Below are 25,171 nucleotides of genomic sequence, written 5' to 3' on the forward strand. Positions count from 1 at the left end.
AAACTACATGCCAGTGTTCAACTCTGAATCCCGCGAGAACGTTCGGAAAAATCTCGTAACTTCTCTGTCGCCGGAACCGGAAGTACGACGAATTGTCGTGTTCGGGTCTTTTTTGTCCGCAACAGAGCCAGCTGACGTCGATGTGGCCGTGTTTCAGGACAGCAACGAAGGGTATCTCCAACTGGCCATGAAATATAGGCGACTGACTCGTGAAATCGCGAAAACGATTGCCCTGGACATCCTGCCGCTCAAGGAATCTCATTACCCGAGTGCTGTTCCGTTAAGCATTACCGAAGGCCAAGTGATATATGAGAGGTAGATCGAGTCAATGGGTTGCCTTCGCGGACGAAAACTTGTCCGCCGCCCGCTTGCTGCTTGACCATCTCCTCCTGAACGCATGTTTGCATAACATTCAGCAAGCGGTTGAAAAATATCTCAAGGCAATATTGATTCACTTTGAGAAGCCGTTCAAGAAAACACACAGCATTCGGGAACTGATCATCATCCTGTCGCGTCATGATATCCACATCGAAATCAGCGAAGATGACGTAGATTTTTTGGATTCGATCTACCTCCCGTCAAAGTATCCCCTTGGGAGTGCGCTTCCTGATTTTTACCCCGATGAAGCAATCTGTAAAAACGCTCTGACCGTTGCGGAACATATCCAGGCACAGTTTTTTCAAATAACTGCACCGTAAACAGGATCGAGAATTAATCCCATGACCTTCCACAGAGGACGCCGCTTGCGACGGACGGCCACGTTGCGTGGCCTGGTGCGGGAAACGACTCTTTCCCGCGACGACCTGATCCAGCCCTATTTCGTCGTGGACACGGACGACCCGAATTTCGTCAAGCCCATCGGAGCCATGCCCGGACAGAGCCAGCTCGGCCTGGGCAAACTGATGGAACGGGTGGGCCGGGCCGTGGACCTGGGGCTTGCGGCCTGCATCCTGTTCGGCATTCCCAAGACCAAGGACCCCACCGGCTCCCAGGGCTGGGCGGAAAATGGGATTGTTCAGCGGGCCGTGGCCGCCCTGAAGCGCTCCTACCCGGACCTGTGCGTGATCACGGACGTCTGCTTGTGCGAATACACCTCCCACGGTCATTGCGGCTTGGTTTCGGGCGAGGAAGTCGTCAACGACCCGACCCTGGAGCTGCTGGCCAAGGTCGCCCTGTCCCATGCCCGGGCCGGAGCGGACATGGTCGCGCCCTCGGACATGATGGACGGTCGGGTGTTGGCCATCCGCGAGGCCCTGGACCACGAAGGCTTCACCCATCTGCCGATCATGAGCTACGCCGTGAAGTACGCGTCAAGCTTTTACGGCCCGTTTCGGGAAGCCGCGGAGAGCCCGCCCCAGTTCGGGGATCGCAAGACCTACCAGATGGACCCGGCCAACCGCCGGGAGGCCTTTCGAGAAGCCCTGGCCGACCTGAACGAGGGCGCGGACCTGCTGATGGTCAAGCCTGCCCTGCCCTACCTGGACATCCTCCGCGACCTCCGCGAAACCACGGACGTGCCCCTGGCCGCCTACCAGGTCAGCGGCGAATACGCCATGATCAAGGCAGCGTCGGCCAACGGCTGGATCGACGAACAAACCGTGGTCTTGGAGACCCTGACCTCCATCAAGCGGGCCGGAGCGGATCTGATATTGACCTATTTCGCCGAGAACGTGTTGGACTGGACCAAATAACCCGGACTTACTATCCTGATTATCATGCAACATCCCCCCAAAGCGCATTCATCCACCCCGATTCATCACCAAAGCCAACTGGACGGCCCGCCTACCGGTCACACAGGCAACCCGAATGGCAATGCAACTAGCCACCCTGGAGGCCACCCCACCGGACACCCCAAAGGCCTCTCGGGCATGCCCAAAACCCTGCCCGACGGCTCACCGCCCTGCCGGCTGATCGCCTGGGAAGTGACCCGGTCCTGCAACCTGGCCTGCAAGCATTGCCGGGCCGAGGCGCATATGGAGCCGTATCCGGGCGAATTTTCCACCGAGGATGCCAAGGCATTGATCGACACCTTCCCGGAGGTCGGGGACCCGATCATCATTTTCACCGGCGGTGAGCCCCTGCTTCGGTCGGACATCTTCGAGCTGGTCCGCTATGCCGACGCCAAGGGCCTGCGGTGCGTGATGGCCCCCAACGGCACCCTCGTCACCGCGGATGTGGCCCGGGAGATGAAGGAGGCCGGCATCCAGCGGGCCAGCATCTCCCTGGACGGGCCGGACGCGGCCAGCCACGACGTCTTTCGGGGGGTGGAGGGAGCGTTCGACGGGGCTTTGCGGGCCATCGAACACTTCAAGGATGTGGGGCTGCCCTTTCAGATCAACACCACCGTGACCCGGAACAACCTGGGCCAGTTCAAGGAGATTTTCCACCTGGCCGAGAGGCTGGGCGCGGCGGCGTGGCACATTTTTCTGCTGGTGCCCACGGGACGGGGCGCGAACCTGGGCCGGGAGGTGATTTCCGGCGAGGAGTACGAAGAGGTGCTCAACTGGTTCTACGATTTCCGCAAGACCACCAAGATGCAGCTCAAGGCCACCTGCGCGCCCCACTATCATCGCATCCTGCGCCAGCGGGCCAAGGAAGACGGCATTCCGGTAACCATGGACAACTTCGGCCTGGACGCCGTCAGCCGGGGCTGCCTGGGCGGCACGGGGTTCTGCTTCATCTCCCATACCGGCCAGGTCCAGCCCTGCGGCTATCTGGAATTGGACTGCGGTCAGGTCCGGACTACGCCGTTTCCGGAAATTTGGAAAAAATCCCCGCAGTTTCTGGAGTTTCGCGACCAGAAGACCTACCACGGCAAGTGCGGGGTCTGCGAATTTCACAAGGTCTGCGCCGGCTGCCGGGCCCGGGCCCAGACCATGAGCGGTCACTACCTGGCCGAGGAACCGCTGTGCACCTATCAGCCGAAAAAGGCTGAAGCCAAGTGACCAGCACCGAAAGAGCCCCCAAAATACAGCCCGAGATAAAACCACCATGGACGCGACTGACAAGAAAATCCTGGACCTGATCCAGACCGACTTCCCCCTGGACCCGCGGCCCTACGCCCGGATCGGCGAACAATTCGGCCTGACCGAGGCCGAGGCCTTGGCCCGAGTGCGGGCCCTCAAGGGCAAGGGCATCATCCGCCGCATCGGCGCCAATTTCCAGTCCCGCAAGCTGGGCTGGACCAGCACCCTCTGCGCGGCCCAGGTCCCGGAAGACAAGCTGGATCAGTTCACTTCCGAAGTGAACCGCCACCCCGGCGTGACCCACAACTACCTGCGCCAGCACATGTACAACGTCTGGTTCACCATGATCGCGCCCAGCGTGGACAAGGTCCGCGAAACCCTGGCCGAGATCACGGCCAGAACCGGCATCGAAATCCTGAACCTGCCCGCGGAAAAGACCTTTAAGATCAAGGTGGACTTTCCCATGTCCGACGAGAGCGAGCAAGAGTGATTCGCCAGCGGAATACTGTTCAGCCTGGCCAGGCAAGGCGCGACATGTGCAAAAATGAATCGGAAAAACGTCTGAACAGGTCCGACCTGTTCAGACGTTTTTCATTGACGTCCCGATAGTTAGATTGCTGTGTGGCCATGCAACCCATCCGGCATGATTCTAATTGCTTACAAGGTGTTGAAGATCAATAACCGTCAATTCATCTTTGTCGGCCATGCTCAAGTAGGCCACGTTCTCACTTATGCACATGGCCAGACAGATGCCTTCCAATTCTTTTTTGCCGACTTCGACGATACGCTCAGGATTACTAATATCGAACACCAGAAATCCATCGTCCAGACTTGCAATGTAAGCACGGTCGCCCGCAATGGCAGCGACTGGCGACCTGCCGATGTCTATGGAGGTGACCATTCGAGGACTCGTGGGTGAAGCGATGTCTATGATGTGCATCCGACGCTCTGAAGTGTTCATATACAGATGTGTCCCCGAAACACCCAGCCCGCGGGGGCGTCCCGGCAAGTCGATAAATACCGTTTCCACCGGTCTGGCTGGATTCTGAAGATCAAAAACATGCAACCCTCCGTTGAAGTTGGCTACATATGCAAACTGATCAACAACCGCCAGGGACTGCACCTGGGCTGGCGCGTCTATCCTTGATATTTCCTGCGGTACGGCGGGAGTGGAAATATCGAAAACACGCAATCCCTGTCCGGACACGGCCGCCAGCGCATATTGGCCGAAAATCTTGAAAGACTTAATCCCGCCGCCGTATTTGTGATACTTGCCGACAGTGGCGCATCGCTCCGGATTGCTGACGTCGATGATCAGCAAGCCTTCTTGGTCGTCCACCACATAAGCGAATCCATTGGCAAAATCCATGTCCAGGACACACCCCTTGGTTTCCATGCAGCCGACCATTTTCGGTTTTCCCGATTCAGACATTTCAAAAATCTTCAATCCTTGATCCGTATTGGACAAAAATGCATTTTCCCCCTCCAGGCGTACACATGCGCGCCCGGTGACCCCGATACATCCCGCATGGGCGATTACCGATATAAACGTTACCAAAACAAAGCAAAATAGAACACCAGTCAGACACTTCATTTTGAATGATTTCATAATCCATGACCTCCATTTTACATTGTAAAGAAAATCTGACTACATTTTTGAAAGTCCATTACGCCATGCTTTCTTCATGATCACCTCCCTTCACGGATGTCTTTCATGGAATTATATTGTCAGAATAATATGAATTAATTTTGCACATTACAATTATGATCTCATACAAATTAATGAACAGCATTCCAATGCTGCAATGCGTTTTGAGACGCACTCAAAATAGCCATGTTGCCAAGAGAAGTTCTTGAAACCATGGCCAGCATTTCACCTCTTATCGAGTAATCGCTAACTGATATGTCTGCATACTCTGCATAGTAATCCGTACAGTTCTGACATGCGTTCATACCCCTCGAATTTGACCCTTCGCTGCAGAAAACTCCGATTTTGATGCTGAAATGTTCTGATGGCATAAGGCCGAGATATTCCATTTTGCGTAGCGAGAGGACCTGGCATGGTTTCCCGACAAATCCTAATCTTTTTGAGCCGTTGGAAGATGTTGTCGACTTTTTTTCCACTGCGTGTTCATCAGACAAATTCGGTTGAAACCCATAAAGCATCGACCCCAAAGTCGGATTGTTGATCCGATCACTCAAGTTGAGTATATCTTCGCTATTATATGCAATGACTGGAGATTTTTTTTTGTTATGTTCACAGGGGACAATGACCCCATCAATAAATCCTGCATCCATCATGTGCAGAAGCAAAGCTGTCAGCGCTCCACTTTTGATATCTTTTTTCTGTAATTCAGAATCTGAAGCTTTGTATATTCCTGCACTCATAACTCGTCCGCTCGGCTCTTCCCATGAAACCATACCCCTTATTTTTTCATTTAATAATTCATTTGCTGAGCAAATTGCGTAACATATACCACATTCAATACATCTTGTTTTCTCGGAAAAAGATGGATAACCGTTAACATCGAATTCTATGGCATCATATTTCATTGACTTGCAATATGTGACACAACCTCCACATCGACGACATAATTGTTCTGGTTGATACTCTTCAAGAAGATCAGAAAAGCATTTCAATCTCCTTGGAGTACTTTCCTTGTGCACTAAGGCATTCAAATCAAATTTTTTTTTGAATGCCTCATTCCCATTACCTTTCTCGACCTTCCCTTGAATCAATGAACCGGATGAATTCTGTTTCTGATTCAAATTGTCTTTCTTCTTCAAATCTTTTTCATTTTTCACCGAAGCATTCACCCTTGACGATGCACGTTCTAACCTTGACATGACAAATCTCCTTATAGCTGTAGTGCAGTTCCCGAAAAACGACGTAAATATCTTGGACGTCGTGCCTCAAAAAAACTTCTCCGTATTAACTGAATGTTCGCCTTATACCAATTCTACTTCGGCAATGCGTTTTTCGCTTGAGAAAATGCAGTTATCGGGGTCGGCGTCGGCATCGGTATCGGGATAGATACTGTTTGTTCGCCAATAATCCTAATTCGACCCCGATACCGATACCGATACCGATACCGAAAGAGAAGCTTTGAATTAGAAATGGTATTACAAGGTCATCATCAGTATCCAGGAACTTTTTTTTAATACTGTGACGTTCTTGCGGTCATCATCAAGGCCGGGAGGTTTCGAGAAGATTACAACTGAGGGTACAGAAATTTTTTTTCTTAACTTCCAAATTGAAAAACTCCCAATTGCTGCCTCGCAGCAATTGGGAGTTTTTCAATTACTCATTGAACTTGATATCGCTTTGCCAATATCAACTGACTTCATGTGCCTGTCGAGCCAGTGAGAGCAAAATAGGACCGGGAAGAGTGTCCACTTCTTTTTTCAAAACCACGCGGGCCTGCTGAAATGTTCGAAGCGCTTCGGAGGGAAACCCCATATCTATGAATACATGCATAAGCATCGCAAACACCTGTTCGTTCGCAACCGACAACGCCCTGGCCTTCTGAAGGTAATACAGCGCCTCCTCTGATCGATTCAACTGAAGGCACATTCTGGACATCAGCAGAGCTCCTTGGACATATTCTTCTCTCAATCGGCAACGATACCTCTCCACCCAGGGATCTGCGACATGTTCCGGCAAAAAATCGCCCGTATATACATCCAAAATTTCCTTCATCTTCTCGATTGAGCAGTCTCTTTTCCTTGCTGCACGCATCTGCTCTCTGAATCGCAAACAGTCCACGGTACAAAATGCATTGTCCAGCGTGATACACCCTTGCTCCACAACCAACCAGGGGAATTGCCGTCCCAAGGCTTGATTCATGGCTTTCCTCAGCCGAGAGATCATGACTTTCAGGTTATTGACAGCCATGTCTCCATCCGTATCAGGCCATAACAAATCAAGAAGCAGATCACGGGAAACTCTGACTCCGCCATGCACGATCAAAGCCTTCAGCAGCAGTTGTGATCGAATGCCTTTTCGTTTTTGATCAAATACAAGCCGATCTCCCGCAAACATTTCAAACCCGCCAAAAGTCTGGATGCGGATGACCGCATTCTCCTGATCTTTCCATAAATGACACTCCTCCTGTCTCGCCTGGATTTCCTGGCGCAAGGACTCCACAAATCCCGCGGGTCTGTTCACTACGTTCAACTCCGATCCCATCGGCGTGAAGTGAATAGCCCGCTCGTAATATTCACCGGCTCGATCCAGCCTTCCTTGATCCAAAAGAGCCCTTGCCATCTCCATGGCACCGCAAGCGGCAAAATACCTAAACCCCGTGGCGCACCAAGTATTGATCCAATCATTGAGAAACGACCCCGCTTCATCCGTTCGCTTCAAGTCCACCAGTGACTGGGCGACAACCAATGCATTTTGCAGTTCGGGCAATGGGCTACCGCTGAGTCTGCCATATTCCATTCCTTCCATTCCGTGCAGGTACGCCTCGTAGGCTTTTTGACGCATCAGTTCGTAAACGCCGTGACAATAATGTACACATGACCAAAAAAGATAGTTTTTCTCGGGAATGGCTCTCAATCGGATTTGCTCCGACAATTTTTCCGCTTCGCTGGTTCTTCCAAGTTCGGATATCGTCATGAGCAGAGAACCAGACGCCATCAGCCATGCATAAGGGGGAAGTTCAAGCGCATGGGGGTGATCAAGCACGTTTCTAAAAATGACTTCCGCTTTTTCACCTCTGCCTTCGAAGTAGTGGTACAGTCCCGTCAGGGTCTGCATTTGCAAAACAGCGTTTGATGAAGCCTCCTTTGCCTCCAATAATGGCTGGATATCGTCTACGATGATGCGGAGTGCTGGAAAATCTCCAGTATAGGTCAGCGCAAATCCTGCGGCCCATGCGGCCCGGATGGACAATGAAACGGAACCGGTTTTGAACGCATGGCCTCTTGCGAGACGACCAAAGTACAATGAGGAATCAAAATCACCACTTCCGACTATTTTTGTAAAAGACCTGGAAATACAGAAGCTTGTCATGGCACATGCCTGATTGCCGGCCGTTCCCATAACTTCCTCGATCAAGTCGTCCAATTTTTGCAAATCACGGAGAGAATTCCCGGTGTTCATGACAAGCATGACAGCCCCTTCCAGGGCTCCGGCAGCGGCAATGTGATCGCCTGCCGAACAAAATTCTCGGCAATACTGGATCAGTTCTTCAACAGGAGTCGATGCCCGCACCACTTCCACAAGAAACCGCAGGCGCGGCGTCCACTCAAACCCTGAATCGACATGGCACAGAGGGTGAACATGAAGGGCGAGTCTTTGCAACCGCAGTTCAAGCAGCCACTCAGGCCCCCACTTGTCGAGAGCTTGAGCGTACTGATCCCATCTACCGTATCGATAGAATGTTTGAAAAGGCTCCAGCAGATTCGTGACCCGGATAGTCCGCAAGATTCTCGCCTCGGGAAGATGTTTCGGGAAGGAATGTGCTCTTTCATTTGCAAGAAGGGGGCGCCGCGGGAGGCACCGTGGAGGGAAGCTGGTGCCGCGGCGCCCCCTTCTTTTGGTGGGTTACGTGTCCAGTATACCCAACTTTGGTCACGGATTGGTCACAATCTGCAATGATTGAGATTTTTTTTTGAACCGGAGGGATGAACTGTCGACGAAAGAAAGCCTGGGGCAGGATAGGAAAAAGAATATGTCGGAATGTTCAATCCGGGCACCCAAGAGAACGGGCAAGTTTTTGAATTTCAAGGGAGGGTTTTATGTCGAAGACTTCTCTCAGCCGCCCCCTGCAACGGTGATAGGTGGCTACCACCTCTTTTTTTCGGTTCATTTTCTGCGCGCAAACCATCAATCGGCCATAAAAGTCCTCGTGCAGGTCATCCACTTCGAGCGCTCTCAAATAACACTGCCGGGCCTGCTCAAGGTCGCCGGATCGCTCGAGGACGTCACCAAGGCTGGCGATCAGATCATGAAATTTGTTGCGCAACCGCTCCCGCGTGGGAATGGTCCAGGGATAGTTCAGGTCCATTTGCAGAAAGTGTCCGCGGTAGAGGTCCTGGGCCTGGCTGGCCAAACTATAGAAGTTTATCCTGACTTCGTTGGTCTTATCATCGCCTTCCTCCAGTCGATTTCGACTGGCCAGCTCAAAGACGCGTCCGCACAGCTCCATAAACGTCCAGGCATCCACCCAGCAGATCCGGTCATTCAAGAAAACACCGTTTCCCTGGACCACCAGGAACTCCCTGGCGCCAAGCAGTTTTCGCAGACGGGACAACGTGGTCGTAAAAACACTATGCGCCCTGTCACCATCTGAATCCGGCCACAACAGATCAGCCAGTTCATTTTCGCTCGCACCGTTTCTGCCCGCCACGACCAGAGTCTTTAACAGGGCCAAGGGCCTGTGCTGCAATTTACCTCCAAAATACAGAACCTGTTCTTCCTTGACCAGTTCGAACCTGCCCAGGGTATGGATACGCAGTATCCATGGCCAATTGAATATTTCCAGGGGAGGCGGATCGGGAAACAATTTCCTGCGGCGGATCAAAAGCCTCGCATACTCCACCTCAATGCCGTGTTTCAGGGCTGTGGCGCATAGACGAGCCATCATATCGGGTCTCCACCACCAAAACATATTCAGATATCCTTCCCGGCGACCCAGATGAAATGCCATGCGCAGATAGTCCAAGCCATGCGTCCTGAGATTAGAGTCCACCAAGCCGAAATGCGCCTTGCAGATCAACCGCATGAACTCCAGGATTCTGCTGCCGGACCCGGCAATATTGTTTTCCAACATTACCATGATCTGTTCGCGACCTTCACGATCCCCCATTTCATGGCAGATATGGGCCTTCACCAGGGCAAAAAATGGTAAAGCATAGCGGGCCCCAGTCTGCTCGGCGGTTATCAGGGCTTTTTCAATATCCAGTTCAGCCGGAACGAGGTTGTCGCGATACAGGTGATACGTGGCGGCGGTGTAATGGTAATGCGCCCGTGCAAGCCGCATGCTCCTGGGGGTAACCGTCTGCATTTCAGCGAGATGTTTTTTCGCTGTACGGACATCCCCATGAGTCAAAGCCGCAAAAACACCCTGCCCCAGAAGCTTTGAACTCCATAACGTCAAGTTATGTCGTCGGGCCAAGCTCAATGCCCCCTCTACAATCTCCAGAGCCTGATCCCCGCGGGCGAAACACAAGGAAAACACAAGCGCCTCCAGGCAATTCGCGTTCAAGACGTCAGCAAGTGGGGTCTCAGGAGTCCGAACTGCTCGTTGAATGTTTTCCGAAAGGATTCGCAAGCGATTGAGATCTCCTGTCCACAAGGCGTGGTAGGCTGCATGAAAACCGACATGAAGAAGATTATACCCGGTGAATTGTTGGTGGGGCTGCCGCAAGGCAAGTTCCAGCCAGACTCGGATTCGTTCCGCTTGCTCGGGGCGCACGGACACCAGCGCCCCGAGCATGCAGACGGCGGTTCTCGTTCCCAACTCAGAGCGTGAAATCGCCAGTCCTTCCTCCAGTAGCGTTTCCAGGGCTGCTATCCAACCGTCAAGAAAGAGTAAATCGTTTCCGTCATAAATACAGGTGTCCACCGCTCCGCACCACGCCGAAAGCATCCCCTCCTCGTCCCGAACGGCCCGGAACCCCTCAAAAGCGAGTTCATAATAGCCTCTGCTGCGCACGGGATCCGTGAACAGCAGGCAGGTCGCCATCCAGTAAGCCAGCCAGGGCTCTTTATCCAAAAAACTTTGCTGGACAGCGGATATCCATTTTTCCAGGGTCCTAAAACGCCCCTCGGACACCATCTTTTCAGCATGTTTCAAGATGACCTCGACTATCCGTTTCGTCTCGCCCACGCTTCGAAACAGACTCACAGCCTCTTCGAGCTGTCCTGACGACTCCAGGATTGCGGCTGAACGACATATCAGCCTCTTTAACTCCTCAGGCGCGCTTTCCTTCCCGGCCATGAATCGGAGAAACTGCGAAAACAGTGGGTGATATTCGTATTCAGGGATTGATGAAAGATGTCGGGTGGTAAAATAGTTATTTTGAAAAAGACGGATGAGGATATTCTCTGCCTGTTCAGAGCCGGTCAAGGTGGAGGCCATGTCCACGGTCATCTTGGACAAAAATGCTGTTTTGATCAGAAAATCTCTGATTTCAGGCTGAATTTTATGGAAAACCTCCAAAGCCAAATAATTAAACACGTCCTCCATCGGGACCCAAGGCGTTGTATCAGCAATTCGTCCTCCCCGGCGAAGGCTTTCTCCAAGCAGGACCAATCCAGCGGCCCAGCCATCGGTTTTTTGATGAAGCAAATTGATCACTTCATCAGAAAAGTTGTCTGAGCCCAGCAGGGACTTGCTCTCTTCCAAAGTGAACCGGAGTTCGTTCCAGAAAAGAAAACTCACTCGTTGTTCGACCAACATTTTGACGGATGCATCCGGCGGACAATTACGACTGACGATGAACATGTTCACTTCCTTCGGCGAGAAGGAAGTCAGCATGTCCATTGCAAAGGCATGTACACTGCTGCCCTGATCAAGGAGATGATAGTTGTCCAGGACAATATCGAACGCGGCGGGAAGATTGAGGACAAATCGTTCAAAAAAAATGCCGGAAAAAGTGGCGAGATTCTGGAGGTGCTCAGGCGTCAACGTGGAAACAACGGCGTCCTGCACCTTGGAAATCGGCTTTGCAGCCGTTGCCAAGCCAGTAAAAAAAGAGGCTGGGTCGTTGTCCGTTTCATCCAGTTGATACCATATAAACGGCTTATTGCGTCGCTGGACATACGTAGCAATGAGCGAGGTCTTTCCGGAGCCGGGTGGCCCGGTTATCCAGATCACTGAACGCAGACAGGCCTCATCCAGCCTATCGAACAACCGTGGACGAAGAACGAATCTGTCGATTTCCGGCGGAGTGCACTTGGAGACAGAAAATGAGTTCGTCATTCTTGTTCCCCGCCGGGTAACTGGTTGGTCTTCGCAAAGAGTAATAATGCCCGTGGTCGGGCTTGTCTCGATTTTTGGCTCTTCGCGTCATCACCATATAGCCAAAATTTTCATTCGATGTAAACACCCTCACAGGTTGTATTTATAGTTTTTTTCCCAGACGTCTCCTCAGCATGATAACCTCTCGAAAGAAATGAAAAAAAACGACCATTTCATGCAACCTGCAAGCATTGTTTGGCCGAGATCACGGCCAGAACCGGCATCGAAATCCTGAACCTGCCTGCGGAAAAGACCTTTAAGATCAAGGTGGACTTTCCCATGTCCGAGAACGATCAGGACTGAGGTCACCCCCCGAGGGAGGGTCTACGAGTCTTTGCCCTCCCCCTTCCGGCTTTTTTGCCATTCGTCCAAGCTGTCCAGGATGGCGACGATTCCCTCCAGCACATCCCCGGATTTGCTCTCTCCACCGACACCATCCAAGGCCCCCGGCGCGTCCCGGCCTTCCCGCCCGTCGGCGTTCTTTTCTTCTGGCTGAGTATTCAGCAAACCAGGATGATCCGCGAGTTGAGCGGAGTTTGTTTTTGGCATGTTGTTTCCTTCAGGGCTTTGATCTTGAGATTTTCCCTCGCGATGGTTCAGAACCCACTGCTACGGTCCGGCGCTTTCCAGCCGCCAGATTTCCCCTCCATCAATGGCGACATAGAGCGCACCATCCGGACCCAGGACCAGGGAGCGCATGCGCTGTGACGGCAGACCGGGGATGACGCTCGCTTCCATGGTCATGTCGTCCGCGTCCAACTGCAACAGTTCGATGCGCGCCCCGCGCAGAAACCCCACGGCCAGCCGCCCTTCCCAGGCCTCCCAGTGCGGCCCTTCCAGAAAGACGCACGGCCCCATTCCCTCGGAAGCGCCGCGGTTGTTCCAGGACGGTTCGAGCGCGTCGGGAAACCGGGCCAGATCCGTCATGGGCGTAGGCCTGCCTTCGGGGTTGTTGGAGGTATATCCGCAGTAGTCGCTCATGCAGGATACCCCAGACATGGGCGCGGGGTCCCAGCCGCCGTTGCGGCCCGGAGCAAGGGGCGTCACTTCGTCGTCATGACCGGGACCGTGTTCGCAGGCGAACACTCGGCCCGTTCCGGGACGAAATGCGAGGCCCTGCACGTTGCGGTGCCCATAAGTAAAGATGCGTGGATCTCCCCCGGTCGGGGTAGTATTGCCCGGTGCGGCCTGGCCGTCGCGGTCGACGCGCAGCACCTTGCCGCCCAGACGGGAAAGGTCCTGGGGCAGCGGCCCATCGTGGTTGTCGCCGGTGGCGACGTACAGAAAGCCGTCAAACGGGCTGAACCGGATTCGCCCGCCGCTGTGCGCACCCGCCCGCCCCCAGCGGTTAAAGGACTGTTTGAAGGAAATATCGTCAATAATGTCCACGCGGTTCGCGACAACGGCATACGCATCGTCCACGGTGAGACGCACGACGCGGTTGGTCTTCATCCCGCCGGAGTCCGAGGCCATGTACACGTAAACGCGGCGATTCTCAGCGAACGCCGGATCCAGGGCCACCCCCAGCATGCCGCTTTGCCCTTGGCAGAAAAAGTCGTCCGCCTCCAGAGCTGCGCCGTTTGCTCCGAACAAATGGCGGACCGTCCCCTCCGGCGTGCGCACGGACAGCCCCCGGCATTTTTCCGTGAACAGCATGGCCCCATCCGGCGCAAAGGCCATGTCCCACGGATTACTCAAGCCGGACATGATCACCGTGCGGTGGATGCGAGGTTCTCCAGCATCCGCAACGGACTGATTGTCGCCGCAATGGGCGTAAAAGGCCACGACCAGAACCGTAAGCAGCAAGGGCAGTGCGTTTGTCTTCCGTTTCATGGATTCACCTCCGGATGTATGAAAACTGAATGGTGACCGGCAATTGACACTGAAAGCAGCAGAGGGGACAATCGTACTCATGAAAATCTTTGCTGATACCTGTTCCCAGGCGCGTCAAGCATTGGCAACGGTCCTCAATACCGCCCGCACCGAGCGGGTTTTGATCACGCGCCGCGGCGGAGAAACTTTTGAGGTCACCTTCAGGCCCATCCCAAAATCTCCCTTTGACGTACCCGGAGTGACAACACGGGCTTCCACTGGGGATATCCTGGCGGCGGTTCGTGAATCAAGGTCGCGGGGAGACGACCAGGACGTTTCCCCGACTGACCAGGCTTCCCCCTGATGCCCCGCCCGTAACCATATTTCTCCTTAGAATGCCCATTTTCCCCTCATAAATGTCGTTCTTGATTTCCTCTGGGGAGAACTACTTCACTGCCGTGTCGGTCGCGTTCTCTTTTTTGAACATGGTCGGATTGATGTTTTGGGAATCCGGGCCGCCGCATTCCGGAGTGTAGCAGGTCACATCCACGAATGAACACTTTTGCGAGCATGCCGGGCAGGTTTCCGGGGGCGTCATTGCTTCAAGGGTGTTTCCGCAGTTGTCGCACTTGAAATAGGCCATCGTATTGCTCCTTGTGTCATGTTGGCGGTTCAATCGCATACCCCCATGGAGCCTTCGGCGCATTCGCGTCCGTCGGTCCAGGTGGCCCCGCTGAGTTTGGCCCCTGTCAGGTTGGCTCGGGTCAGCGTTGCTTCGGTCAGGTTCGCTCCGCTCAGGTCGGACCAGCTCAAGTTGGCGCTGCTCAGGTCGGCATGGCTCAGATCGGCTCCCATCAGCCCGGCGCCGTTGAGGTTGGCCCAAGTCAGGTTGGCGTTACGCAGATTCGCTTCGTTGAGGTCGGCCCTGTTCAATCTTGCTCCGCTCAGGTTCGCTCCGCTTAAATCGCATTTCGGGCACTGGTTGCTCCCCCGCAAGTGATCCAGGTCGGCTTGATCAAAAGCCGCAGGAGTTCCAATCGTGCTCAGGAGCACAAAGACGGTGATGATCGGTACGGCAAAGTACATGGTCATTGGTGTGTTCTTCTCATGTGTGCAGGTGGCTCCTTGTTCGGCACGCTCACAATCCGGAGAGGCTCCAGAGAGTGATCCAGATTGAAGAATGTATATCACGCCCCTTGACCTGTCCATGAGAGATTCCACCCGCAGCAGGAGATTTCTTTCTCATCGAAATCCAAATCGAGATCGAGATCGAAATCGAAACGTAAATGACGTGTATCAGCCCGTGATGACGTCGTCATCTTGGAAATGACGTTCGATTTCGATCTCGATCTCGATACCGATTCACATGGTACCGGATCGTAATAAAATTACTCCCCGACCAATTCCTGACTGACCCCGCGAAACTGTTCCAGGGCCGCTTCCAGATTTTCGACGATGGCCGCGGCGAGCACGGCCGGTTCGGGCAGGCTGTCCATGTCTTCCAGGCTGTCGTCCTTGAGCCAGAAGATGTCCAGATTCAGCTTGTCCCGCCCAGTTCCTCGTAGCTGAAGCGTCGGAAGCGTTCGGTTTCCGTGCGCTCGTGAAAGCAGCGCACGAAGTCGTCGAAATCGTCGTCGGTCAGGCGCTTGGTCTTCAGGGTCTTGTGAATGTTGGTCCGGTAGTCGTAGACCCAGAGTTCCCGGGTCTGGACCTCCCGTGAGGCCGGGCGTTTGTCGAAGAACAGCACGTTGGCCTTCACGCCCGGACTGTACCAGATGCCCGTGGGCAGGCGCAGCAGGGTGTGGAAGTTGAAGCCCTCCAAGAGCCGCTTGCGGATGCCCTCCCCTGCCCGGCCCGCCTCGAAGAGCACATTGTCCGGCAGGACAACGCCCGCGCGGCCGTGGGTGTCCAGGATGGTCATGATGTGCTGCAGGAAGTTGAATTGCTTGTTCGAGGTGGTGAACTTGAAGTCCTCGCGCTCGTAGTGCTCGCGCTCCGTGGTCACCGCGCCGTCCTCGCCCACCACCTTGTAGCTGGACTTCTTGCCGAAGGGCGGATTGGTCAGCACCACGCCAAAGCGTCTGCCCCCGTCGCCGGCCAGGGCGTCGCCCTGGACCACGGGGCTGGCGCTGTTGCCCAGGCCGTGCAGATAGAGGTTCATGGCGCAGAGCCGGACCACCTCGTCCACGATATCCACGCCGGTGAAGGCGTCGTGGCGCAAGGCGCGCAGCCTGTCCCGGTCCTGGGTCTGGGTCTTCATGTGGTCGTAGGCCGCCAGCAGAAAGCCCCCGGTGCCGCAGGCCGGGTCGCACACAGTCTCGCCGATTGTGGGGTTCACGCAGTTGACAATGGCCTCGATCACCGGGCGCGGGGTGAAGTACTGCCCTGCCCCGGACTTCACCTCCGAGGCGTTGCGCTCCAGCAGCCCCTCGTAAATCTCGCCCTTCACGTCCACCTGCAAGCCCACCCAAGGCCCTTCCTTGTCGATCAGACTGACCACGCGCTTCAGCTTGGCCGGATCGGACAGCTTGTTTTGGGCCTTGCGAAAAATCGTACCGATCAGCCCATCCTCCCGGCCCAGGGCCTCCAACGTGCGCCGGTACTGCAACTCCAGCGCGTCACCGTCCTTGTTCGCCAGTTGCGCCCAGTTCCACTGCGGCGGAATGGCCGAAGCCTCGCCCAGCAATTCCTCACGCTCCAGATCCATTTTCAGGAACAGCAAATACGTGATCTGTTCGATGTAATCGCCATAGGAAATGCCCTGATCGCGAAGCACGTGGGCGTAGTTCCAGACTTTGGAGACGAGTTGTTCGTTGCTCATGGGGCTTACAGTTCCTCTTCAGCGATGCCCGCCTGCTTCATTATGGTGCGTTGCAGATCGATTTTCAGGTTTTGATCTCGTTGACGGCATTTCCTGGCCATGGCGCCACAATTCATATTCACTGATATCAATCTCATTATTCCAAGCAACTGCATAGCCTCCTTGCTCTACTCGTACAGCCTTGAAGAATGCCGGATTCTTCAGAGGGGCAAACATTTCTTTTTTAAGCAACGGAGTGACATCATATTTTCTCTTCTCGTTGTTATCGAACTCAACTACCAGAGTATGGTTGTCTATTGCCGTCGCGGATACGACCTTTGGATATTGCATGACTTACTCCAGAGGTGGAAGTTTACGAAATTCTTGAGCATCCCACATCTTCTTCATTTCTTCCTGATTCACCCTGGCCCACTCAAGAACCAGCTTCATTGCTCGCTTTGGCAAATCACCTTCAATCATTTCCAGTGTCTCAATATTGAACAGGCCGACATATTCACCGTATACTGCATGAAAATGAGCTGGAAGATGATCACTGAAAAAAAGCTTTATGATTATCCCATAAAATCTTGCTATTTCTGGCATATTATCACCCAATTCATTTCCTGGTTTGGACGAATTTTCAGATGCCTCGGCCAACTTCCGCAGGAGATCCGCGGAAGGTTCCTCCAGCTTCAATTCGCCACGGTCGCAGGTTTCCGAAATCAGCTTCTCTTCCTTGTCGTTCATTGCTTGCCCCTCTTCTTCGACCCACCCCCCCGCGCGGCCCTGATGCGGGCCAGCAGCTCCGATGCCGGTTCATCACTGGGGTCTTGCGGCACCAGGCGGCCAGCGAAGGCGTCTTTGAGGATGGATTGGCGTAAGGCGGTGGAGCGGGTGAGTTCGGTTTTGCATGATTCCTCGATAACTCCGGAATTAGCAAACTCCGCATCCACACGAGCCATGATCTCTTCTTGCTCGGTTGGTGGGGGCAAGGGAATAAGAGTTGAGTTCAAAGCTTCCTGATTAACAAACGGTTGCGCCCCTCCCTTGGATTTTTCCCCGAGTTTTGCATTTCGGAAAATCATCACCAGATAGCGCAGATTGCAAAAGCTTGGCGCTTGCGTGGCGTAGATGGCGTTATCAGTCACCCATGCCGGACCTATTGTTAGATGGACATTTCCACAGTGTGCGCCAACTCGGCCGACCACCATCGTCGGCTCATCAACTAAAGCGCAGTTGTGATAACCGTTCACGCCATTACCGCCGTAAACGGGGATGCCTCCTCCTGTTTGACTTTTATTTGGGAGAAATTTGCCACTTGACCATGAAAACAGTTGGCTGCCATTCGCCCACACCCACCCCTCCGGCAATTCCGGCAACCCTGTAGTATCAGGCGCGACAGGTTCCTTGTATTTACCTCTACCTTCCCAGGTTTCGCGGCGGGTTTGCAGGATGCGGGTGAGCAGGTCGCGGCCGTGTTCCAGGCGGTGGGCGTTTTCGGCGCGCCAGTCGGTTGTGAGCTGGCCGGTGACGGCGGATTTCAGAACGGATTGGCGATAGCGCACGAGCAGCTTCTGCACGTCGCGCAGCGTCTCTTCGCCCTTATCCAGCCGGGAGAACAGCGTTTCAATCTTTTCGATGATACGGCGTTGTTCGTTGAGGGGAGCTACTGGAATTTCGATTTGCGATAGCTTCGATGCGTTTACATTGGGAATTGCGATGCCTGAAGATTTATCTTCAATCTGCTCCCAATAGCGTCGTGACTGCATGAAAAAGTCGATGTATTCTGGTTCGATTTGCGGAGTAAACCTCACCAAATATGACGCGAAAACAGCATCAGTGACATTCTCTTTTATCAAAAACGATTTTCCAACAGACCCGGCCCTGGCGACGACAATATCACCGGCTTTAAGAAAGTATTTTTCTGGATCATTTGGCTCAGTCACGCATGTTGGGACAGCCTGCCAATTAACTCGCCCTGAGGTGATATCAGACGTTCGGAGCAGCTTTAACTTTTCGCCATAGTTGGCAGCTTTGGTGGTCCAGCCATACTGTGGTTTGGTCGTAACATCGCCTAATGATGATAAAAACCAGGAAGTCGGCAAAGCATTATTCAAGATGTCCATCACGCCACCAACACTCCTTGCAAATCATCCAACATATCATTCAATCCTGGCCCCAAGGCCTTCCGCGCCTGCAAAATACCGCCCTTGTCCGCAAGGATGGGCGCTTCCTGGAAATCACGCGGGGTGATTTCGGCGTTGGCGGCGATGAAGGCGGTGATGGCGCGGAGCCAGTCTTCCTGGTCGGGTGTGTATTCCCGGCCGACCTTCTTTTCCCGCCCCATCCAGAGATTGAACCGCCGTTCCACCACCGCGCTGAAGGATTCCAGCACCTCGGTCTGGCCCAGGGCGAAGCGGACCAGGCTGACCACCTCGGTCAGTTGTTCATCCACCGGCGCGCCGCGGACCTTGGCGGCATCCAGGCGCTTGTAGGCCTGCCAGATGGTGGCCGTGGTCAGGTAGAGCGGCGGGTCGGTCATGCGGCGGACCAGTTCGCGGATCGCGGCGTATGTCAGGCGCTGGCGGCCCTGGGGCTGGTTGTAGAGGATTTGCAGGGCGGTCAGTTCGTCGCGGTTATCTTCGATGAATTGCTTGAAATTGGTGACGGTTTCCTCGGCCCGCTTTTTGTCGAAGCCCGCGCCGGTGAGTTCATCAATGGTGATCTCGTCGATCACGATTTCGGTCTTGCGCTTGATGTCCTTGAGCAGATTGCGCACGGTCGGCTTGTCGAAGGGACGGCAGGCCGTTTCGGTCAATTCCTCGATCACCGCGCGTTCCTGTTCCGGCGTGGGATTCCGGCCGTGGCGCAGGAGGATGGCGGCCTGGCGGGCGTCCGGGTCGATGGCGTCCAGCAGGGCGTTGGCCAGATCCCGCGGGGTTTGGCCGTTCGTGGCCTCGACGATGCGGGCGCGGTCCTCGGGGTCCAGCTTGCGGTCCAGCATGGCCAGGCGTCCGGCCAGGGAGGACAGCGCGTCCTCATCCCGGCGGCCCATGGCGATTTGTTCGAGCAGGGCGTCGAAGCTGATGGACTTCTTGCGCTCCAGGGGCTGGGAGGCGTTCTTTTTGGTCTCGGACACGCCCACGGCGTCGATGAGGATGAAGCGGGTTTTGGTCTTGGCGTCCGGGGTGACCGCCCGGAGGTCGGCATCCGGAATGGTCCGCACGCCGCGGCCCTTCATCTGCTCATAGTAACCCTCGGACTTCACGTCGCGCATGAAGATCACCACCTCCACCGGCTTGATGTCCGTGCCCGTGGCGATCATGTCCACGGTCACAGCGATGCGGGGGAAGGGATCGACCCGGAAGGCCTTGATCAGCGTCTTGGGGTCTTCGCCGGTGTTGCGATAGGTGATCTTCTTGGCAAAGTCGTTGCCCTCGCCGAAGACTTCGCGCACGGCATGGACGATCTCCTCGGCGTGGTTGTCGTCCTTGGCGAAGATCAGGGTCTTGGGCAGCCACTGGCCGGAGCGGTCCGGGAAAAGTTCGGTGAAGACCCGGTCCTTGTAAGTTTGCAGGACCGTCCGGATCTGGTTCGGATTGACCACGGAGCGGTCCAGATCCTTGCCGGTGTATTCCAGGTCCGCGTCAAGCTGTTCGTAGCGGACCTTGCGGGTCCGCTTGTCCCGCACGGGCACCTGAAAGCCCTGCCCGCCCACCTCCACCTTGCCGCCATCCTCGGTGACCAGGGTGCGGATGCGGTAGATTTCATAGCCCACGTTCACGCCGTCGGCAACGGAGCGTTCGTAGGGGTACTCGGCCACCAGGTTCCGGTTGAAGAAGCCCAGGGTGTGCTTGGACGGCGTGGCGGTCAGGCCGATGATGTGGGCGTCGAAATACTCCAGCACCTGCCGCCAGAGCCCGTAGATGGAGCGGTGGCATTCGTCGGTGATGATGAAATCAAAGGTCTCGATGGGGATGACCGGGTTGTAGGCCAGCGGCAACGGCTCGGCCTCCCCACCCCACTGTTCAAAGCCGGACGCCTCCTCCGCTTCCTCGGGCAGATCCTGGCCCTTGAGCAGGGAAAAGAGACGCTGGATGGTGGTGATCACAACCTTGGCGTCCGGATCAATCCGGTGGGAATGGAGATGCTGGACAATGTAGGTGTCGGTGAAGCGGTTCGCCGCGCCGGGCGGATGATAGTTCTGGAACTCCTTCAAGGTCTGGTCGCCCAGGTTGTTCCGGTCCACCAGAAACAGGATGCGCCTGGCCCCGGCATAGCGGATCAGCCGATAGGACGACGAGCAGGCCATGTAAGTCTTGCCCGCGCCGGTGGCCAACTGAACCAGGGACCGAGGCCGGTCCTCGGCCAACGACGCCTCCAGCCCGGTAATCGCCTCAATCTGGCAATCCCGCAGCCCCTTGCGGTCCAAGGGGTCCTGGGTCGGCATCCGGCGCAACCGGGCACGCAACGTCTCCGGCTGACGCAGCCATTCATGCAGCGTTTCCGGACGATGAAAGGCAAACAAACGGCGCGAACGGGGCTTGGGGTCGCACTGGTTACAAAAAAAAGTCTCCTCGCCCGTACTCTCGTAATCAAAAGCCAGCACCTCGTCCCACCGAGCCAAATGCTCCGGCAACCCACCCATATACCGCCCCGCCTGATCCGCCACTCCACTCAACGTCACCCCAACCCTCTTCGCCTCAATCACCCCGGCGGCCTTCCCCCCGACAAACAACAGATAATCGCAGAACCCACCGGACAGGGAGAACTCGCGAACGGCAACGCCCAGGGCCGCATGGCGGTCGAGTTCGTGCCGGTCCTGGAGTACCCAACCGGCGTCAGTCAGAAGCTGGTCGATTTTTGTTCGGGCTTGGCGTTCGTCGTCAGTCATGGGTGGCAGGGTATGTCTTGATATTTATCTTAAGCATTTATCCTCCTGAACTTCAGGCCGGTTGCGGCAAAAATTTCATTTCAAGGCCTTACAGACAACCTTTGTCGTGAAATATTTCAGACTTCCTATTCAACATGCTGATATAATTTAATAATGATAGATTACAACCGTCCATGCTCGACGTCGAGAATGAACTGCACAAGGCCGCCAAAGTAGACCTCTTGATCATCGTACAGCGCCATATGACTCCCATCCGGGCAGAGCAAATACCGTGACTTCGGGATCTGACGAGCCATCCATGCCATGTGTTCAGGATCCATGGTATCATGCCTGGATCCGACCACAAGTGTCGGCACCGTAACGTTCTGGAGGTCTGAACTCCGATCCCACTTGGCCAACTTTCCGCTTGCGCCCAGTTCGCTCGGCCCCTGCATGGGAATATAAACCTTTGGATTGAGATGCTTGAACGCGCGATTCACTGGATCCGGCCACTGGTCATGTGGCATGCGGAGAACGTGGTGGACGTAATGGTGCTGCATGAGCAGTTCCATATAGCGGGGATTCTCGAAGTCTTCTTCCGCCTCCATGTTCTTGATATCAGCCAGGACAGCCTGATCCATGGAAGGGATCAACACCTTTGCGGCGTACTCGTTATAGGCCGGCATACTTGACATCATATTGGAGATAATCATCCCCTTCAGGTGTTCCTGGTATTTCAATGCATACTCAAGAGCCAGGATTCCTCCCCATGATTGCCCATAAAGATAGAAGTTTTGCCTGTGGAGTCCAAGGGCCTGACGGACCTGTTCAACCTCGTCCACAAACCGCTGGATATCCCAGAGTTCGGGTATGTCCGGCTGATCACTGTAGTACGATCCCAGTTGGTCGTAATAGTAGTACTCGATGCCGGAGGCAGGGAGATAGCTGTCAAAAGCTTCCAGGTACTCGTGCGTCCCACCAGGCCCGCCATGCAGCAGGAGGACCTTGACGTCCGGATTGTTCCCCACCCGCTTGGTCCAGACCCGAAATTTCCCACTTGGCGTGTCCACGGGCACTACCTTCACGCCTCCGCTCAGCACATCGTCTCGCCCCGTATAGTCCAAGTATGTCGAAGGCCCCCCGACGCTGTTTACTGTCGATTTTATCATAATCATGATGTCATTTTCCTTTGTCGTCGTACAATCGAAAAATGCGGAATTGGTAAAGTAATCCTAATGTCGATCCCTCAACAACCTTGCTATCGCGATGTCTATTACCTCAAGACGCATTTTGTCCGGATGTTTTGACGCTTCCAGATTTATGAGTCTTTCCGCGGCATGCTTGTCGCCTGAAACCATGACAACAAGCTCTCGATATCTATTGTTCGTCGTATCAATTTTTCCGTAGAAGATATTTTTTATTACGCCACTAATTTTTTTTTGATTTGATATATCTTTTTCAACGAAACTTTTTATTTCAGTTTCAACATAACTTTTCCTTTCAGTTTCAACGTTCTTTATCTGAATTTCATACATATTAAACATTGGATAAAAAACAATAATTATAAAAAAAATGAAGGATAATGCCAGAATTAAAGAGGAAGTAGTCGGAGAATTGAAATAATAAGAATGCCTCACAATGCCGATATTCGCTTCATAAACGTAGAATGAAATGATATCTTGAGAAAAATGAATATCAAACGGCATAAAATGATTGGAGTGCTTTTCATAAAATGGCTTCCATCCTCCAATATTCGCAAGCACGAAAGGAGAAGCAAAGAGAAATGGAAGCTTCATCCAGGAAGTGTTCCACAGTGAAGGTAAGTTCTTAAGGTACGACATAATATTCCAAAAGATGCGGCACTAACTTGGTGGGGGTGGGCATCTAAGATCAGTAACTACTCATTTTATTGAATTTAGACATCAAATAACCGTTTCAGGGCATTCCAGACAACCCTTTTTCAGCATGCAGCTAGAAAATGGCTCCAACTCAATTGTCGTGACAGTGTTACGACAATCTCATCACCATAGACGGCTCTTTCGTTTCCCAGAATATCCCCGTGTATGCGCTTCCCCAGTCGCCAGTAGAGCAGAGTCATCCCAGGATTGACCGCGGTCGCGACAGCCAAGCGGGTCTTTTCAACCATCGCCCGGATGTCACTCACCAAGGCGTTGGTGGAAGGGGGGCTGTTTTCAGCAAATCCACCCTTCTCCGAAGCGCCTTTTCCTTCTTCACCCTGGACTGGAGCCGGAGCAGGATGCTGCTGACCGTGCTGTAGGTCCATATTTTCGTGCATGACAACTGTTGGGGCCGGACAGAGTTAATCTACTGAATTTTCGAATGATTCGTCCCAAAATGATGTGTTGTTCTCTCCTGGCTCAGTCAGAAGCGCGACATTCTTCTTCCCAATTCTCAAGGCGCAGCCCGTGAACTCTTTCGAATTCTCGACTGTTGCGGGTAATCAGAACGCAGTCGCGGGACACACACGGTCAGCAAAAGAGAGGGGTCAAATCTGCTCTTGGCTCGCAAGTCCAACCCTTCTCACGCGTTCAAATCTTATTTCTCTGCTAATGATTTTTTTCATAATACTAAATCCTTAAATAAATATTGCTACTGCTCAATAAGGCATGGCAAGCAAACCAGATTATTCATGGACAGTTAAAAACACAGACATCTTCGGCGTGAACCTTCCCTCCACAGTTCTGGTAGCAAATCCGGTATTGTGCGTCACAACGTTCCGTGTCCGTGGTACATGAAACATAAAAATTGCATTCGCTGGATTTTGGCTCCCGTCCTTGTCTTCGAATATTATCCCTGCATCGATCCTGTTCAAGCCTGTTACGGTTGTTGCAGTTTTCAGCCTTCATCATCTCAAGTTGCTCACACTGCATCTTCATATTTTCGCATTGAAAAATGCACGATTGGCCTTGAGGATCGTGCGGGGGACTGTAGTAGTACCGTGTATCGTAAATAGGACCACAGCCGCTTAACGGAAGCAATACCGCCAAGACTATAAACCCGACAAGCACACACTGTGGAGTGAAACCTTTTCTTTTGAGCATGTCTTTCATCCTTAATAAATAATGTCATTGTGACGTTACCCTTGCCATGGTTGCCGACGATGGCGACATGATTCATGATCGATCCTCCATGTCCCTCTGGATTCCTCGCCCTGTCCCGACTACCGGGGACGGGGCGAGGATGGTGATTCGAGGTGACGGCGTAGTTGAGGATCTGGAGCTGATGTCGCTTCCTGGCGATTGACAAAAGCTTGGACTATTTCCTGTTGACAATGGAGATGAGGCAATCCTGCATCAATTTTCCCGACTGCATGTCCATCCACGGGCTTTGCACCGTGACGTCCACCTCGTCGGCCTTCCTGAACATGGCGGACTCATCGCTGACAATCACCTCCCGGATGCCGTCCTGTGCTCTGTAAAACTCCACCACCGCGGCCACGGAGTCGCCGGTGTGGAAGGCCATGCCTTGCATGCCGAGTTCTTCATTCAGGAATTTCGTGGTGCCGGGATGTTCCTTGGCGCCGGGATATACGGCCACCCCGAATTGTTCCGCGGCCGGGGCGATGCAGGGCACGAATGCAACGGCAAGGATGAGGAAAGTACAGACAAGCAATTTCGTTCGCATGACAGGGCCTCCTTGAAGTTTGTGTTGGTTTTTCCAGTTTGAACGCATCTCGCGGCAACTGGGCAAGTATCCCGGATTCCGGTTGTTCCGCATATTTCCGCGG

23 protein-coding genes are annotated in these 25,171 nt (G+C 53.9%); 5 read left to right on the forward strand and 18 right to left on the reverse strand.

Annotated features, from left to right (window positions below; all coding sequences use genetic code 11):
- Positions 1-7 precede the first annotated feature (7 nt).
- Genes DESLA_RS0105095 through ahbA form a run of 5 tightly spaced genes read left to right on the forward strand, consistent with a single transcriptional unit; the run spans position 8 to position 3,456 of the window.
- On the forward strand, positions 8-319 hold the full coding sequence (locus tag DESLA_RS0105095) for a nucleotidyltransferase domain-containing protein (RefSeq protein ID WP_028571627.1): 312 nt from the start codon (positions 8-10) through the stop codon (positions 317-319).
- On the forward strand, positions 309-698 hold the full coding sequence (locus DESLA_RS0105100) for a HEPN domain-containing protein (RefSeq protein WP_028571628.1): 390 nt from the start codon (positions 309-311) through the stop codon (positions 696-698). Before DESLA_RS0105095 ends, DESLA_RS0105100 begins: the two co-directional genes overlap by 11 nt.
- A 21-nt stretch (positions 699-719) precedes the next feature.
- Positions 720-1,691, forward strand: a complete 972-nt coding sequence (hemB, locus tag DESLA_RS0105105; RefSeq protein WP_028571629.1) for a porphobilinogen synthase — start codon at positions 720-722, stop codon at positions 1,689-1,691.
- Positions 1,692-1,715: 24 nt separating this feature from the next.
- Positions 1,716-2,945: a heme b synthase gene (gene ahbD / locus DESLA_RS0105110; protein WP_084031891.1), complete on the forward strand. Its 1,230-nt coding sequence runs from the start codon at positions 1,716-1,718 to the stop codon at positions 2,943-2,945.
- Between the two features lie 46 nt (positions 2,946-2,991).
- A complete protein-coding gene (ahbA, locus tag DESLA_RS0105115) occupies positions 2,992-3,456 on the forward strand; it encodes a siroheme decarboxylase subunit alpha (RefSeq protein WP_028571631.1) in 465 nt (154 codons plus the stop codon).
- A gap of 159 nt (positions 3,457-3,615) precedes the next feature.
- Here ahbA and DESLA_RS0105120 read toward each other — a convergent pair whose 3' ends face one another.
- From DESLA_RS0105120 to DESLA_RS0105205, 18 genes are all read right to left on the reverse strand, one after another.
- The gene (locus DESLA_RS0105120; protein WP_028571632.1) at positions 3,616-4,575 is read right to left on the reverse strand and encodes an LVIVD repeat-containing protein; all 960 of its coding nucleotides are present in this window, start codon (positions 4,573-4,575) and stop codon (positions 3,616-3,618) included.
- A gap of 170 nt (positions 4,576-4,745) precedes the next feature.
- Positions 4,746-5,813, reverse strand: coding sequence for a Coenzyme F420 hydrogenase/dehydrogenase, beta subunit C-terminal domain (locus DESLA_RS22265; protein ID WP_084031892.1), 1,068 nt, complete (start codon positions 5,811-5,813; stop codon positions 4,746-4,748).
- 487 nt (positions 5,814-6,300) lie between these two features.
- A complete protein-coding gene (locus DESLA_RS0105130; RefSeq protein ID WP_028571633.1) occupies positions 6,301-8,397 on the reverse strand; it encodes an AfsR/SARP family transcriptional regulator in 2,097 nt (698 codons plus the stop codon).
- A gap of 259 nt (positions 8,398-8,656) precedes the next feature.
- Positions 8,657-11,899, reverse strand: a complete 3,243-nt coding sequence (locus tag DESLA_RS0105135; RefSeq protein WP_084031893.1) for an AfsR/SARP family transcriptional regulator — start codon at positions 11,897-11,899, stop codon at positions 8,657-8,659.
- A 363-nt stretch (positions 11,900-12,262) separates the two neighbouring features.
- Entirely contained in the window at positions 12,263-12,487 is a 225-nt protein-coding gene (locus DESLA_RS0105145) for a hypothetical protein (protein WP_028571635.1), read from the reverse strand.
- 60 nt (positions 12,488-12,547) lie between these two features.
- The gene (locus DESLA_RS0105150) at positions 12,548-13,771 is read right to left on the reverse strand and encodes a PQQ-dependent sugar dehydrogenase (protein WP_028571636.1); all 1,224 of its coding nucleotides are present in this window, start codon (positions 13,769-13,771) and stop codon (positions 12,548-12,550) included.
- A gap of 424 nt (positions 13,772-14,195) precedes the next feature.
- On the reverse strand, positions 14,196-14,393 hold the full coding sequence (locus DESLA_RS0105155) for a rubredoxin-like domain-containing protein (RefSeq protein WP_028571637.1): 198 nt from the start codon (positions 14,391-14,393) through the stop codon (positions 14,196-14,198).
- Between the two features lie 29 nt (positions 14,394-14,422).
- Complete coding sequence (locus DESLA_RS18835) at positions 14,423-14,842, reverse strand: pentapeptide repeat-containing protein (protein ID WP_051434400.1); 420 nt, start codon at positions 14,840-14,842, stop codon at positions 14,423-14,425.
- A 445-nt stretch (positions 14,843-15,287) separates the two neighbouring features.
- On the reverse strand, positions 15,288-16,571 hold the full coding sequence (locus DESLA_RS18840; RefSeq protein ID WP_245590001.1) for a type I restriction-modification system subunit M: 1,284 nt from the start codon (positions 16,569-16,571) through the stop codon (positions 15,288-15,290).
- Between the two features lie 18 nt (positions 16,572-16,589).
- Complete coding sequence (locus tag DESLA_RS22275; protein WP_084031895.1) at positions 16,590-16,901, reverse strand: DUF2442 domain-containing protein; 312 nt, start codon at positions 16,899-16,901, stop codon at positions 16,590-16,592.
- A 3-nt stretch (positions 16,902-16,904) separates the two neighbouring features.
- The gene (locus tag DESLA_RS23410) at positions 16,905-17,297 is read right to left on the reverse strand and encodes a DUF4160 domain-containing protein (RefSeq protein ID WP_245590002.1); all 393 of its coding nucleotides are present in this window, start codon (positions 17,295-17,297) and stop codon (positions 16,905-16,907) included.
- Positions 17,294-18,676, reverse strand: a complete 1,383-nt coding sequence (locus DESLA_RS0105180; protein WP_028571639.1) for a restriction endonuclease subunit S — start codon at positions 18,674-18,676, stop codon at positions 17,294-17,296. The genes DESLA_RS23410 and DESLA_RS0105180 overlap by 4 nt, the downstream gene beginning before the upstream one ends.
- Positions 18,676-21,444: a type I restriction endonuclease subunit R gene (locus DESLA_RS0105185; RefSeq protein ID WP_028571640.1), complete on the reverse strand. Its 2,769-nt coding sequence runs from the start codon at positions 21,442-21,444 to the stop codon at positions 18,676-18,678. Before DESLA_RS0105185 ends, DESLA_RS0105180 begins: the two co-directional genes overlap by 1 nt.
- A 161-nt stretch (positions 21,445-21,605) precedes the next feature.
- Positions 21,606-22,598: a proline iminopeptidase-family hydrolase gene (locus DESLA_RS0105190; protein ID WP_051434401.1), complete on the reverse strand. Its 993-nt coding sequence runs from the start codon at positions 22,596-22,598 to the stop codon at positions 21,606-21,608.
- A 57-nt stretch (positions 22,599-22,655) separates the two neighbouring features.
- Positions 22,656-23,219 carry a hypothetical protein gene (locus DESLA_RS0105195; protein ID WP_028571642.1) on the reverse strand — a complete coding sequence of 188 codons (564 nt, stop codon included), beginning with the start codon at positions 23,217-23,219 and terminating at the stop codon, positions 22,656-22,658.
- 164 nt (positions 23,220-23,383) lie between these two features.
- The gene (locus DESLA_RS0105200; protein ID WP_245590003.1) at positions 23,384-23,719 is read right to left on the reverse strand and encodes a DUF1016 N-terminal domain-containing protein; all 336 of its coding nucleotides are present in this window, start codon (positions 23,717-23,719) and stop codon (positions 23,384-23,386) included.
- A gap of 352 nt (positions 23,720-24,071) precedes the next feature.
- Positions 24,072-24,494, reverse strand: coding sequence for a hypothetical protein (locus DESLA_RS23790; RefSeq protein ID WP_492207360.1), 423 nt, complete (start codon positions 24,492-24,494; stop codon positions 24,072-24,074).
- Positions 24,495-24,699: 205 nt separating this feature from the next.
- A complete protein-coding gene (locus tag DESLA_RS0105205) occupies positions 24,700-25,068 on the reverse strand; it encodes a hypothetical protein (protein WP_028571644.1) in 369 nt (122 codons plus the stop codon).
- Positions 25,069-25,171 lie beyond the last annotated feature (103 nt).

Source organism: Desulfonatronum lacustre DSM 10312, assembly GCF_000519265.1.
GTDB classification, from domain to species: domain Bacteria; phylum Desulfobacterota; class Desulfovibrionia; order Desulfovibrionales; family Desulfonatronaceae; genus Desulfonatronum; species Desulfonatronum lacustre.